This is a genomic window from Paenibacillus sp. 32O-W (genome assembly GCF_007679495.1).
Classification (GTDB): Bacteria; Bacillota; Bacilli; order Paenibacillales; family NBRC-103111; genus Paenibacillus_L; species Paenibacillus_L residui.
This window is the reverse complement of sequence record NZ_VEGP01000062.1, coordinates 1-13,161: the sequence shown is the minus strand read 5'-3', so window position 1 is coordinate 13,161 and position 13,161 is coordinate 1. Positions and strand designations below refer to the sequence as shown.

The 13,161-nt window shown below is 43.3% G+C and carries 21 protein-coding genes; 20 read left to right on the top strand and 1 reads right to left on the bottom strand.

Features of this window, described 5'->3' with window-relative positions:
- Positions 1 to 17: 17 nt before the first annotated feature.
- The 19 genes from FS806_RS19990 to FS806_RS19900 all read left to right on the top strand — a co-directional run bounded on the left by FS806_RS19990 (position 18) and on the right by FS806_RS19900 (position 11,895).
- Positions 18 to 440, top strand: coding sequence for a hypothetical protein (locus FS806_RS19990; protein WP_144940144.1), 423 nt, complete (start codon positions 18 to 20; stop codon positions 438 to 440).
- 99 nt (positions 441 to 539) lie between these two features.
- Positions 540 to 722: a hypothetical protein gene (locus FS806_RS19985; protein ID WP_222126732.1), complete on the top strand. Its 183-nt coding sequence runs from the start codon at positions 540 to 542 to the stop codon at positions 720 to 722.
- Complete coding sequence (locus FS806_RS19980) at positions 719 to 1,048, top strand: hypothetical protein (RefSeq protein WP_144940140.1); 330 nt, start codon at positions 719 to 721, stop codon at positions 1,046 to 1,048. Before FS806_RS19985 ends, FS806_RS19980 begins: the two co-directional genes overlap by 4 nt.
- A gap of 34 nt (positions 1,049 to 1,082) precedes the next feature.
- Positions 1,083 to 1,445: a hypothetical protein gene (locus FS806_RS19975; RefSeq protein ID WP_144940138.1), complete on the top strand. Its 363-nt coding sequence runs from the start codon at positions 1,083 to 1,085 to the stop codon at positions 1,443 to 1,445.
- A gap of 442 nt (positions 1,446 to 1,887) precedes the next feature.
- Complete coding sequence (locus tag FS806_RS19970) at positions 1,888 to 2,451, top strand: site-specific integrase (RefSeq protein WP_144940136.1); 564 nt, start codon at positions 1,888 to 1,890, stop codon at positions 2,449 to 2,451.
- Positions 2,452 to 2,714: 263 nt separating this feature from the next.
- Positions 2,715 to 3,047: an HNH endonuclease gene (locus FS806_RS19965; RefSeq protein WP_144940134.1), complete on the top strand. Its 333-nt coding sequence runs from the start codon at positions 2,715 to 2,717 to the stop codon at positions 3,045 to 3,047.
- A gap of 107 nt (positions 3,048 to 3,154) precedes the next feature.
- A complete protein-coding gene (locus FS806_RS19960; RefSeq protein WP_397347905.1) occupies positions 3,155 to 3,472 on the top strand; it encodes a P27 family phage terminase small subunit in 318 nt (105 codons plus the stop codon).
- Positions 3,472 to 5,148, top strand: a complete 1,677-nt coding sequence (locus FS806_RS19955; RefSeq protein WP_144940132.1) for a terminase TerL endonuclease subunit — start codon at positions 3,472 to 3,474, stop codon at positions 5,146 to 5,148. The genes FS806_RS19960 and FS806_RS19955 overlap by 1 nt, the downstream gene beginning before the upstream one ends.
- A 19-nt stretch (positions 5,149 to 5,167) precedes the next feature.
- Positions 5,168 to 6,304: a phage portal protein gene (locus FS806_RS19950; RefSeq protein WP_144940130.1), complete on the top strand. Its 1,137-nt coding sequence runs from the start codon at positions 5,168 to 5,170 to the stop codon at positions 6,302 to 6,304.
- A 1-nt stretch (position 6,305) separates the two neighbouring features.
- Positions 6,306 to 7,043 (top strand): head maturation protease, ClpP-related, encoded by a 738-nt coding sequence (locus tag FS806_RS19945; RefSeq protein ID WP_397347902.1) that lies wholly within the window; start codon positions 6,306 to 6,308, stop codon positions 7,041 to 7,043.
- 25 nt (positions 7,044 to 7,068) lie between these two features.
- On the top strand, positions 7,069 to 8,226 hold the full coding sequence (locus FS806_RS19940; RefSeq protein WP_144940126.1) for a phage major capsid family protein: 1,158 nt from the start codon (positions 7,069 to 7,071) through the stop codon (positions 8,224 to 8,226).
- A 35-nt stretch (positions 8,227 to 8,261) separates the two neighbouring features.
- Positions 8,262 to 8,486: a hypothetical protein gene (locus tag FS806_RS19935; protein ID WP_186328448.1), complete on the top strand. Its 225-nt coding sequence runs from the start codon at positions 8,262 to 8,264 to the stop codon at positions 8,484 to 8,486.
- 5 nt (positions 8,487 to 8,491) lie between these two features.
- Positions 8,492 to 8,785, top strand: coding sequence for a hypothetical protein (locus FS806_RS19930; protein ID WP_144940124.1), 294 nt, complete (start codon positions 8,492 to 8,494; stop codon positions 8,783 to 8,785).
- A complete protein-coding gene (locus tag FS806_RS19925; protein WP_222126731.1) occupies positions 8,772 to 9,128 on the top strand; it encodes a phage head closure protein in 357 nt (118 codons plus the stop codon). The genes FS806_RS19930 and FS806_RS19925 overlap by 14 nt, the downstream gene beginning before the upstream one ends.
- Complete coding sequence (locus tag FS806_RS19920; protein ID WP_144940122.1) at positions 9,128 to 9,550, top strand: phage tail terminator family protein; 423 nt, start codon at positions 9,128 to 9,130, stop codon at positions 9,548 to 9,550. Before FS806_RS19925 ends, FS806_RS19920 begins: the two co-directional genes overlap by 1 nt.
- Positions 9,543 to 9,965, top strand: a complete 423-nt coding sequence (locus FS806_RS19915; RefSeq protein ID WP_144940121.1) for an HK97 gp10 family phage protein — start codon at positions 9,543 to 9,545, stop codon at positions 9,963 to 9,965. The genes FS806_RS19920 and FS806_RS19915 overlap by 8 nt, the downstream gene beginning before the upstream one ends.
- A 12-nt stretch (positions 9,966 to 9,977) precedes the next feature.
- Positions 9,978 to 11,033, top strand: a complete 1,056-nt coding sequence (locus FS806_RS19910) for a phage tail sheath subtilisin-like domain-containing protein (RefSeq protein WP_144940120.1) — start codon at positions 9,978 to 9,980, stop codon at positions 11,031 to 11,033.
- Positions 11,034 to 11,046: 13 nt separating this feature from the next.
- Entirely contained in the window at positions 11,047 to 11,478 is a 432-nt protein-coding gene (locus FS806_RS19905) for a phage tail tube protein (RefSeq protein WP_144940119.1), read from the top strand.
- A 30-nt stretch (positions 11,479 to 11,508) separates the two neighbouring features.
- Positions 11,509 to 11,895, top strand: a complete 387-nt coding sequence (locus FS806_RS19900; protein ID WP_144940118.1) for a phage tail assembly chaperone — start codon at positions 11,509 to 11,511, stop codon at positions 11,893 to 11,895.
- 210 nt (positions 11,896 to 12,105) lie between these two features.
- Here FS806_RS19900 and FS806_RS19895 read toward each other — a convergent pair whose 3' ends face one another.
- Positions 12,106 to 12,660, bottom strand: coding sequence for a hypothetical protein (locus tag FS806_RS19895; protein WP_144940117.1), 555 nt, complete (start codon positions 12,658 to 12,660; stop codon positions 12,106 to 12,108).
- Between the two features lie 94 nt (positions 12,661 to 12,754).
- Between FS806_RS19895 and FS806_RS19890 the strand changes: the two genes are divergently transcribed.
- Positions 12,755 to 13,120, top strand: coding sequence for a hypothetical protein (locus FS806_RS19890; RefSeq protein WP_144940116.1), 366 nt, complete (start codon positions 12,755 to 12,757; stop codon positions 13,118 to 13,120).
- The last annotated feature ends 41 nt before the right edge of the window (positions 13,121 to 13,161 follow it).

Sequence of the window (13,161 nt, the reverse complement as noted above, 5' to 3'; positions counted from 1 at the left end):
AGCGAAGGGGGTAAGCCATGAGTGACCGGGAACAGATGATAGCTGAGATAAAGCAGGCGCTGGAAAACGAGAGTGATATACATTATTCCTCCAAAATTCGGCGGCTGGGGCCCGAATGGCTTCAGTTCCTTCTAACCGAACGGAATGAACAGCCCGGCTCCGAACATGTTAGGAAGGAAGTTCAATGGTTTGCTCAGCAGATGGAAGAACGACTAAAAGCTAATGACCATAAAGGTGGATGGGATAGAGAAACTATTGAATGGCTTAAAGAGAGATTGTTCCAAAACTATCGAGACCTTGAAACGTCCATCCTAAATATCCGTGCTTGGCAAGAGAATGGAGATTTAACAGACCGTGAAATTAATCGTCTTATAGGCGACTGTGCCGACATCGCAAATCGAGCCATGATGATAGCGGACGTTTCAAGGAAATTAATATAGAGGATGGTGAACCGAATGGAAAGGGAATACCCACTTAATGATGGAGGGTCGTTGATCCGGACGGAGGAAGGCGTTTTGTTTTCTCGCAGCTCACCTAGGATGATTCCGATATTAACGGATGCAGATGCTGAAATTGATGTAGTGTTGGATAGCTATGGTGACGTATTGGACGAGAATCGCCGGCTTCATGAGGAACTGGAGCAGCTAAAAAGCAAATTTCAAAAACCAGTAATTACAGATGAGGAAGAACTTCCTAAAGGCCAGTGTAGTGACTGCGAATGATACGGGGACCAAATACAGTCAATTTTAAAGCAATAGAACTGATTGAATTGGAGCTAGCTCCGATCCTGAAGAAGGGAAAAGATATCAGAAATATGAAGCTTATGGTCTGCCCAACGTCAGAGATTGCAAGACATTCATCTGTTGAAACAAGGTTTGGTAAGCTTATTATAGCTCCAGGCGAGTATATTCCAAAAGGATACTCTTATATTATTGAGAATCCAGGAAAGAGAGGGAGATCCTTCGCTTGGGTAACAAAAAAGAAAAGCTCCCCGGCATCTGTTGGGGAACGGACCAGGGAGCTTGTTCATAATCCTCTTCTATTATAACAAGTTAGATCAGTTTGGTAAGGGGATGATGGTATTGCAATTGGAGTTATTCCCAAAGGCAACAGCACAAGAGATTCAGAAGGCTAAGCAATTGTTAGAGGAATACGAAAAATGCCTAGCTATTCGGGCATCATTTGAACGAGATGGGATCGAACAATTAAGCGAAGCAGAAAGGGTTTCTTACCAAAAATGCATTGATAAAATAAAGAAAATCGAACGGTCTGTGAAATCTATACTTGACCAAGAGGTAAAAGAAATTATAGACTATCGATATATTCAATGTCATAACTATACTTCAACTGTCTATCATTTCTCAAAAAAAATGGATGATAGAACCGTTGATAGAAAATTGAATAAAGGCATTGAGTCTATAGCCGAGACCTTGAAACTGTTCTAGAAATGACGGTAACTAGACGGTTGATAGACGGAATGATGCCAGTCAAATCAAACTCACATAAAGGTACAGTGGAATTACAAGGAGTTTATCTCCAGGTAATGTCTACTGTACCTTTATCACTTTTGTAGGCACTCGGCTATGCTGTGGGCGCTTTGCGCCTTAGACGTATATCGTCAGGGGTATAGTGTGAGGAGGGGTTAGATGCCCTATTTCTAAAAATACGTAGAGCAGCTACTTACAAGCTGCTCTTTTTCTATATTGGGAGGAAAAGTTGAAAGCAAAGAAGAAAAAGCCGATGGTAAGGCAGCCGCTATTGTGTAGGGGCTGCGAATGGGGACGCTGGGAAGGTTCGGCGCAGTATTGTTCCAGAATTAAATGTGTGAAAAATAAGTAAAATCTGAAATTCCCAAACGTTTGGGATTTTGAACAGTGAGGTGGTGAGATGAATTTTGTCCAGCCGATCCGGGATCCTAACACACTGCTTGAGATAGAGAAGTACCTTGAGCAGAAGAGCGAACGTAACTATGTCATGTTCGAGATTGGCATTAACACTGGCCTTCGTATTTCAGACATATTAAAACTTCGTGTCAGGACTGTTCGAGGGAGTCATATTCGATTGCGCGAGACGAAGACGGCGAAGCAGAAGAGCATCTTAATAAACAATCGATTGCGAAAGATATTGGATAGATTTATCCAAGACCGCGACGACGATGAATTTTTAATCCAATCTAGGCAAGGGGTAAATAAGCCGATAGGCAGGAGCATGGCTTATAAAATTCTGCAAGAGGTTGCGAAGCATTTTGGATTGGAGGATATTGGCACTCATACATTGCGCAAGACGTTTGGTTATCATTATTACCGGCAGACAAAAGATCTTGCCATGCTGATGTATATTTTTAACCATGCCAGCGAGCGGATCACACTTCGATATATCGGGATTATCCAGGATACGGTCGATCGATCAATGCGGAATTTCAACCCTACTCGCGAAGGTCGGAGTGCATGAGTTATCCATAATTTGTGAATGTGTAACTCAAAAACTAAAAGTCCGGAAAGCCTTGATACGACAGAGCTTTTAAGGAGTCTACGAGGTACACAGAATATAAGATATGGTGAACTCATATTTTATGCATTTTATACAGAAATGGCATGTATTTTATTGGATTTCACGGTGAAACGAAGGCGTTATGAACCCTGCAAAACAAGGGTTTTTCTCATTTTTAATTCGATGAATATTTATACACAGCTACTTTGAGAGTGTGATTAGCCTTGAAATACGTAACACCAGAACAGAAACGAAAGTTCTATGACAGCAAGGAATGGAAGCAACTTCGAGAGGAAAGGAAGAAAATCGACAACTACGAATGCCAAGAGTGCAAACGTAATGGACGGGTCACTATAGACACGAACGAATACAGCGAATCAGCAAAGCGAAAGAAGATACAGCTTGTAGTTGACCATATAAAAGAACTGGAAGACCATCCAGAGTTGGCGTTGGAAATAGATAACCTTGAAACGTCATGTGTTCGTTGTCACAACGTAAAGCATGGTCGAGTGTTCGAGCGAAACGTAAACAAGTGGGAGCATGATGAGAGGTGGTAGACACCCCCCGGTCAAAAGGTTTTGCCATTTCTATAAACCCTGGCACCGGTGGGGGGAGTGTATTAGCAAATTTTTTTTGACTAACTCGCGCATAAGGGGGGTAGGCTGTGGATGAAAAAAAGTTAAAAGCCATTAGAAGCGAATTAATGAAACGGATAGATCGAAAAAGCAAAGTGCAGGTCGAGAAGGTTGAACGTTATATTAATCTTGTTGAAATATACTACATGCTTGATGAAACGATAGAGGAATACGGTGTAATGGTAACAACGGAAAATGGCGCACAAAAATTCACAAAGCCTAACCCTGCCATTGCGGAAAAGAACAAGGTTAACAGTTCGTTGATTGCTCTCGGTAAAGATATGGGTTTGGATGTTCCTGTGCTTCCTGTCGAACGTGACAGAGAAAACAAAAGCGAATTGATTTAATGCTGAAACAAAAATATGTAGATGAATATACCGCTCTTTACCGAGCTGGCAAGATCATATTAAATGAAGAACGCGAACTGCTGATTGAATATCTGGAACGAGATGTACTATCTCGGGACGATCTCTATTTCGATGACGAAATGATCGAGAACTGTATCAAGTTTGCTGAGAAGTGGTATTTTCCACTGCAGCCATTTCAAAAGTTCTTGATCGCTTTCGTTTTTTTATATTACAGAGGAACAAGGCGATTGTTTTACCGGCGATATTTCTGGATGTTCGGCCGGGGGGGCGGGAAAAATGGACTGATCTCGGTTGTCAGTAACTTTTTGATCAGCGAGCTTCACGGCGTAAGAGGGTATAACATTTCTGTTATTGCTAACTCAGAAGAACAAGCGAAAACGTCCGTCGAGGAAGTTGGGGAAGTTGTCAAGCTGCATCCAACTTTACAAAGTCATTTCAAAGCAACGGCAACCCAGGTACTAAGTAAAAAAACAAACAGCATTTTCAAGTTCCGCACCTCAAACGGGAATACAAAAGACGGTTTACGTGACGGTGCGGTTGTCTTTGACGAAATCCATTATTTCGAAGATAACCAAAATGTGCGAGTCCATATATCAGGGCTCGGTAAACGGCAGCCGCCGCGAGAATTTTACATCGGCACTGATGGCTATGTCAGAGATGGGTTTTTAGACAAAATGAAAGAGCGAGCGCGAAAAGTCCTTGAAGGCAGTGCAAGGGCTAATTCACTATTTCCTTTTATCTGTAAACTTGATAAAGAAGAGGAAGTTGACGATCCAACCAAATGGGAAAAAGCTAATCCGATGCTCAGTGAACCGAGATGCGAATACGCCCAAGGGCTCTATGAAACAATCAAAGAGGAGTACGACGACTTGGTCGACGATCCGTCCAACCGTGAAGAGTTTATGACTAAACGCATGAACTTCCCTGTAACGGATTTGGAAAGATCGGTTGCTAAGTGGGAGGAAATCGCCGAAACAAATCAACCTTTACCAGACTTGGAAGGGCGAGAATGCATTGGCTGTTTGGACTTTGCTCAGATACGAGACTTTGCGGCCGTTGGTCTGGTTTTCAAACATGATGGCAAGGTCCCTTTCATTACCCACTCTTTCACGCGCAAGGAATTCGTGGATAAATACTATGGCTATTCTAGACGAAATGTGGATGATAAAGAAAAATTCGCACCAATCAGGGAATGGGAGAGCCGTGGGCTGCTCACGGTTCTTGACGAGGAAATGATTAACCTGGAACACATCGTTAATTGGTTTGTGACGATGCGTCTGAAATATAACATTACGAAGATCATCGGCGATAACTACCGCATGGAAATGTTGAAGCCAATGCTTGAGGCTGTAGGCTTCGAGGTCGAAGTAATCCGTCGGCCGGAAGCCATTCATGGGCTTCTGGCCCCGCGTATCGAAATGTACTTCTCCAAGCGGATGTTTGTATGGGGCGATAACCCACTCATGCGATGGTACGCTAATAACGTGCTGGTAACAATCAAGAAAGACGGCAACAAGGTATACGGGAAGAAAGAGCCGATCCGAAGGAAAACAGATGGATTCCAGGCTCTTATTTGCGGTTTATACAGAATTGAAGAATTAAGCGAAGATAATATCGACGATGCGCTTGATGTGCTGGATTCCTTGGGCTTCTAGGAGGGGGTGATCGGAAGGGATGGGTTTTTTGGAAAGTATATTCAAACGCAATAGTGAACTGGAGAGCCTTTTTGACTTCGAGTTATTCAAAGATTCCACAGGCCGGTTATATCTTAAAAAAATAGCATTGGAAACGTGCATAAATTTTATTGCACGAACCATCAGTCAAAGCGAATTTAGGATTACACAAGACAATAAGCGTATCAAAGATGAATGGGATTACTTACTCAACATCAGACCAAATATGAACCAATCTGCTGCGGAGTTTTGGCAGCAGTTCATATTCCAACTGATTGACGATAACGAAGTGCTTGTTATTTTGTCTGACAACAACGATTTATTGATTGCTGACAGCTTCGATCACGAGGAATATGCGGTATATCCGGATACCTTTAAAAACGTGACAGTAAAAGACTTTACATTCAAACGTACTTTTCAGATGGATGAAGTCATTTATATGACTTACAACAATGAAAAGCTGAAGCTGTTTATGAATGAAATGTTCGAGGACTATTCCAGTTTGTTTTCTCGCATGCTCGAAACTCAGAAATTAAGCAATCAGATACGTGGAACAGTAAGCATGGATGCAACGCAATCTCTCGACAAAGAGAATCAAAGCAGGATGCAGAAGTTTATCGATCGGCTATTCGAAGCCTTTAAAAATAAAGCTGTTGCTCTTGTACCTAAGCTAAAGGGATTCGAGTACAACGAAGTAAGCAGCGGTCAGCACAGTGGGAAATCGGTTGATGAACTTGCGAAGTTGAAACGTGATATTTTGAATGACGTTGCTTCGATCCTGGGCATACCACATTCGCTCATTCATGGGGATATGGCAGAGTATGAAACAGCTATAAAAGCATATATCAAATTCTGTATTAATCCCTTAACAAAAAAAATCCATGATGAGTTGAATGCCAAGATCATCCCAATGTCAGAGATTGAAAAAGGGAAACGAATTGAAGTAAGGGGTATTGCCGAAATGAATCCGTTAGAACTGGCTACAGCTGTAGATAAACTCCGCGCCAGCGGCGTATACAACGGCAATGAAATACGGATCAAGCTAGGGGATGAACCGGTGGACAATCCTTTGTTGGATGAATACGTAATTACGAAGAACTATCAAACTGCGGAAGGGGGTGAGGAGGAGAATGCGTAAAATGACAAAACAAGACTTTTTCAAAACGTTCAAAAATCAATCCTATGTGGAGCAGTTAAAAAAGATCGAAAGGAAGTTCGAAACGTACCGTAACGAATCCGCTGGAACGACCGAAATCACGATCTACGGCATTATTGGAGAATCGTGGTGGGAGGATTCCGTGTCAGCTTCCGACATCGACGACGCACTTAAAAACATTGAAGGCGACATTGTCATCAATTTGAATAGCCCAGGTGGAGATGCATTTGACGGTATTGCAATTTACAACCGGCTAAAGAAGCACGACGGCAAAGTGACGATCAATGTTGACGGTTGGGCTTGCTCTGCCGCGTCTGTTATCGCTATGGCAGCTGACGAACTGATTATGGGACTAGGTTCGATGATGATGATCCACGAAGCCAGCTCCATAGTATGGGGCACTAAAACAGAGATGCGTAAAGAAGCTGACGTGCTGGACGAATTGGAAGAAGGCATAATTGACATCTACATGACAAAAGCAAATGTTGAACGCGAAGAAATCAGAAACATGGTTGATGCTGAAACATGGTTCAGCGCTCAAAAAGCTGTAGATATTGGTTTTGCTACCTCAACATCTTCGGTTAATAGTAGAGACAAAGAGATTGCCCAGCTCAGGGCAAAGCTAACCGCCTCACAGAATGAATTAGAGCAACTGAAAAATCAATCCCCAAAAGGTGAACCGAACCCGGCTGCAGCAGTTGGAACACGGTTCTTTTTTTAATTCAAAATAATGGAGGTCATCGAACATGACGATGAAGTTAAAAGGTAAAATGGAAAACTTCGAAGCTAAGAAAGCCGCATATATGAACCTTGTCAAAGAAGGTGCGGACGCTGAGAAGCAAGCTGTTGCATGGAACGAAATGCAGGATGCGCTTGTCGAGGATTTGACTGAGAAAATCACGGCGGAAGTACGTAACGAAAACATTGACAGCCAGATTCTTTCTTCGCGTGGCCAAAATGTACTGACTTCGGAAGAGCGAAAGTTCTTCAATGCAGCTATTGAGTTTGGCGGCTTTGATGAAGATTCTATCTTGCCGGTGACTACTCAGGAACGTGTATTTGAGGACTTAGTGGCTGCGCATCCGTTGTTGGAAGCGATCGGCCTGCAAGACCTTGGGGCAGTCACTCGTTTCATTTACTCGGACCCAAACAAAACATATGCATGGGGTAATCTGTTTGGCGAAATCAAAGGCCAAGTCGGCGCGGCATTCCGCGAGGAGCAGATTGGTCAATTGAAACTCACGGCATTTGCGATTATCCCGAAAGATATGCTAGAACTCGGTCCAGAGTGGGTTGAACGCTACGTCCGTACATTGCTTGTTGAATCGTACAGCGTTGGTCTGGAATACGGTCTTGTTAACGGTCGCGGACCAACGCAGAGCGAACCGATTGGGTTAATGAAGGATGTTGCTGATAACGGCGCTGTGACTGACAAAACATCTTCTGGAACTTTGACATTTGCACCGTCTCAATTCGGAGAGGTGGTCGCAGGGGAATTGCACGACGTCATAAAGGCGTTATCCACCGATGCAAAAGGTAAGGCTCGCAAAGTCTTGAACAAAGTTGTCATGGTCGTGAACCCGGTTGATGCTATCAGCGTTCAATTCCGTAACACGATCCAGACGGCGAATGGTCAATGGGTAACGGCGCTGCCTTATAACATCAAGGTTGTGGAGTCGGAAGAGATTCCGGAGAAGAAAGCATTGTTCTTCATTCAAGGTCAATACTTGGCCGCACTGGCCGGGGGCTACAAAGCCAACAAGTTCGACCAAACGCTGGCTATTGAGGATGCTATGCTTTACACAATCAAACAATTTGCCAACGGTAAGCCGAGAGATAACAAAACTGCTTTGCTCTATGATCTGGATATCAAGTTCGGCAACGGTGATGTGGAGACTCCTTAACAGGGGTCTCTTACTCTTTTCGAGGAGGTGGCGCAGTGTTTAGAGTAGTACGCAGATTTAAAGAATTGAAGCATGATGGGCATATCTACCAGGTAGGCGATACTTACCCGAAAGAAGGATCAAAGGCGACTAAGACGCGCCTGGAAGAATTGACTACCGGGAAGAACAAATACAAACAGGTGTACATCGAGGAAGTTGTCGAGGAGAATGCTGAAAAAGTTACCGAGGAAGTAAGCCAAGAAATTGCTGACGAGGAGTGATAATCATGTCTCAAGTTATCACTCAAGAAATCGTCGAAGAGTTTAAGTTGCGGATGCACTTAGATGGTGACGAGGACGGCAACTTGGCTCGTATCCTCAAAGCGTCTCACGCTGACCTGACTCGTATATGCGGAGATTACGACCTTACCGATGAAGTGTTCAAAGAGTTGGTATTCGAGCGCTCGCGATATGCCTATAACGATGCGCTCGAATACTTTTACACCAATTTCTTGACGCAGATCAACAACCTCATGGTGGCAAAGGCGCTGGAAACGGGTGATTCGGATGAAACCCAATAAGTACGATCCGTATAATCATTCAGGAATGTTTAACAAGCGCATCAATGTATACGGGAAAGTGAAATTCACAAACGATCAAGGGAAAACGGCATATCGAGATGAAAAAATTAAAACGATTTGGGCGAATATCGTACCACAAACTGGCAGGCTGCAGACGCAACAGGCAGATACAATACTTGCCAATGTAACGCATAAAATCATTGTGCGATATGATGCCGGTAAAGATATTCTGAACAATATGTATCTCGTGTATCGCGACCATAGATTCGACATTAAGTACATTCTTAATCCTTACTTCAAAAATGAAACTCTCGAAATATTCGTGGAAGAGGTGATTGGCTGATGTTGACATTAAGACAAATCGATAAAGCTATCACTGGCTTATTGCTAAAAAACTTCCCGAATATCGAAGTGCAAGAAAGTGATGTGGAAGAAGGTTTCCAACGACCTTCTTTTTTTGTTTCCCTTGAGACGAATCGGACAGAGACGTTTCAATTTAACCGGGTACGAGATATGACTTGTCGAATCTACTATTTTCCGTCTGACAGGTATGTTTATAGTGCTGAAGTCCAAGATGTTCAGGACCAACTAGAAAGCATATTTGGGCTTAATTTTAAAGTTGAAGATCGAATCATTACGATTGATGATGCTGAATCATATGAAGTCGATAAAGTCCTACAATATAGCTTTGACTTCACATATTACGAGGATACCGGAGAGGAAGAGAAGGGAGAGAAAATGAAGGAGTTGTCGTATAATGAGTGATTTTTCACTAGATACAAAAGGGCTGGAATCATTCCACAAAGAATTGGATGACCTTCAGAAACTCTTCCCTAAAGAAGCCAGGCGACTCATGCAGCGAACCGGTACCAAAGCACGGACGATTGTGGTAAGACGGGCCCGACAAACTGTGAATAAGGTATCTGGAAGGTACCTTAAATCGATCAAGCGCGGTAAGGTATGGGTGGATGACAGCACAGGAGAGTACAAAGTAAGGGTATATACACGGGCCCCGCACGGTCATTTGATCGAGAAAGGGCATCGTATTGTGGGGAAAGACGGATCAGAGCACGGGTTTGTACAAGGTTACCATGTTTTTGATAAAGCGGCCAAAGACATCGAAAAGCAATTCTCAGACATAGTCGAAGCGGAGTTTGACAAAATCATGAGAAATTTATAGGAGTTGATCTATTTGGGACTGCCTGAAATAAACATTAATTTTTCAAGTCTCGCGGTGACAGCGATCCAACGCAGTCAGCGAGGAGTCATTGCTTTAATACTGAAAGACGATACCGGCGTATTCGATAGCGTGGAGTATAAAAACGTAGCCGATGTAAAGTCAAACGATTGGACTCCGGCAAACTTAGATTACATCAAGAAGGCATTCATGGGTGCCCCTTCGAAAGTGATTGTGGAGCGATTGGATGAGGATGCAACGGATTACTCTGCTGCGCTCACTCGCCTTGCCGGAAAGCGGTGGAACTATCTCGCTGTACCGGGGATTGAGCAGGTAGATGTAACCGATGTATCCACTCAAATTAAAACATGGCGAGACCACAATAAGAAGACTTTTAAAGCTGTATTACCAAACAGCGAGTCTGATCATGAGGGAATCATCAATTTTTCAACAGAGAGGATCGTCGTCGGTGCTAAAACATACTCTGCATCCGAATATACGGCTCGCATAGCCGGAATTCTAGCAGGTCTGCCACTCACAAGATCGGCAACGTATTTTGTCTTGCCGGAAGTGGACTCCATATCGGACAGTGAGGATCCGGATGCCGACATTGACGCAGGAAAGCTGATCCTGATCAACGATGGCGAAAAGATCAAGATTGCCCGCAGCGTGAACAGCCTGACAACCGTACTAACGGGGAAATCGGCCGACTGGAAAAAGATAAAAATCATCGAGGGTCATGATCTTGTTCAGGAAGACATTACGCGCACGTTTGAGAACGATTATGTCGGAAAAGTCGTCAATAGCTACGATAACCAAGTACTGTTTATCACGGCGATAAACGCGTATCTTCGCGGTCTCGAAGGCGATGTTCTCGATCCTAACGCCGATAATATGGTAGGCGTAGACATCGAAGCGCAGCGGCAAGCGTGGGAAAGTGTTGGTACTGACACGAGCACTTGGGACGATCAGAAGGTGAAGGAAACGAGCTTTCAGTCGAAAGTGTTCCTTGCCGGCAGCCTGAAATTTTTGGATGCTGTCGAAGACCTAGATATGAAAATTCATGTGTAAGGAGTGATGAAAGATGGCGAGGCCTAACGCAAGTCGAGTTATAAACGGCACATATGGCCGTGTGTGGGTGGATGGCGAACTTTGGGCGGAAGTGGATACTTTCGAAGCCAAGGTTACGGTCAACTATGAGGATGTAAACTTTGCCGGAGAAGGGGCTACATTCAAAAAGGCAACCGGTTGGGCAGGAGAAGGCAGCATGACAATCAAGAAAATCTATTCTCGGGTGCAACGAAAGATGGCGGATAATGTCCGAAAAGGAATTTATCCGCGATTTGAGATTGTCGGAAAAGTTTCGGATCCGGACGCGCTTGGCAGCGAACGGGTAGCTTTACATGATGTGACGTTGAACGAATTTATGCTACTCAAATTCGACCAAAAGACGCTGGGTAGTGAAGATATCCCGTTTGCCTTTAGTGATTACGAGCCCGTAGATCTAATTGCTTAATCTAATATCTTAATATAGGGGGATTCTAAAATGGCTAAAATGACAGTTAAGGATTTGCTTGCGAAAAAAGATCAGTTGAAGCAGAAAAAAGCTCGTACACAGACGCTCTATGTTGAATCGTTGGATGCGGAGATCGTGATCCAGGAGCCAAGCAGGTCTGTGGCATTGGAGGCATTGAGCATGGTCCATGATGATGAAAAAAGTGAGATGGCGGATATCCATGTTGTGTATAACTGCGTAATCGAACCTAACCTGAAGGAACCAGAATTACAAAAAGCCTTTGGCTGCGCCGAACCTACCGACATCGTGAGTATGGTTTTTCGCGCTGGGGAGATCAGTTCGATTAGCGGACATGCCCTGCAACTTGCTGGGTATAGCAAAGGTGTAAGGGCAATCGATAAAGAACTAAAAAACTAATCAATAGCGATTCCGACTTTTATTTTCTGCACTATTATGTGCAGCGCGGATTCGCTATTGATTATTTGTTGAATTTAGATTTTGTCACAAAGCGGTTTATGATGCAGTCTATCAGCGTGTATTTTGACGAAGAAGCAAGAATGTGGGGCGGCAGAAAGTAGTCGCCTCTTTTTAATGAAAAAAAGAGCGCTGAAGCGCTCTATTAATACCTTATAAAACTACCGTGTCATTTTGACTTGATATCTGACTGTTGATTTTTGTGCAAAACGAATTGAGACGAATGGTATTAAGATTGTTTTTGAACGTAACGCCGCTGAGTTCTCCATTGGAATCTACGAAATTTAAAATGAGGTAGAAATTCGTATCGCCTTTTACTTTCTTGTTACCGATACCCGACATACCACCGACGATAGTGCCGAGACCAGGCACTAGCAAAGTACCGATAACTGCACGCCCAACCACACTTTTGCTCTTTTCTTTCAGTTCTTTTTCGGATTTGTACTCGGCAGCTCTAAGTCTAGAAATTGGAATTTCGAATTTCCTGCCTCCCGAGTCGATCACGAGTTTCTCGTCAAATAAATACAAATCGCAGTTTGTATTGCTGGAGAGTCCAAGCCCTTCTACGTGCTGTGCAGTAAAGACAGATATCGCTCCGGAGTCACTGGCCTTTTTGTCCATTTCCTTTCTTGCGGATCGGGATGCGATAGACATTCCGATAATTGTTCCGAAGAAAACAACAGCGATAAAAATTAAAAATATCTTCAAGCGCTACCAACCCCTTTGTTTTTACTTAGATATTACCATAAGTTGCTAATCATGGCATAGATAGATTTTTTTATTTTGGAAGGATGCGGTGCGTATGGGTGCAAGGGATATTTCAAAGACAATGTCTTTGAAAGACGGTGTATCCGGAACGCTAAAAAAAATCAGCGCCGGGACTGTGCAATATAAGAAGAATCTGAAAGATTTAAAAGAAACCGCAAACGATACCTGGAAATCCATCAAAACAGGGATCGTAGCCGGTTTATCTGCTGGATTAACTACTCTCGGGGTAAAGGCACTTTTCGAGGCAAATCCGTTCCGTGGGATTATTGATGATACAAATCAAGTCATAGCAGTAGAAAAAAAGCTGCAAACCGTCATGCGTAATACGATGGAAGCCACTGACGATCAAATCAAAAGTATTCAACCTAAATTTCGAAAGTACCGTTCATTGAAAACATAAAAAAGTGCCCAAATCTTTGGTAGAATGGTGTTTGTCGAGAA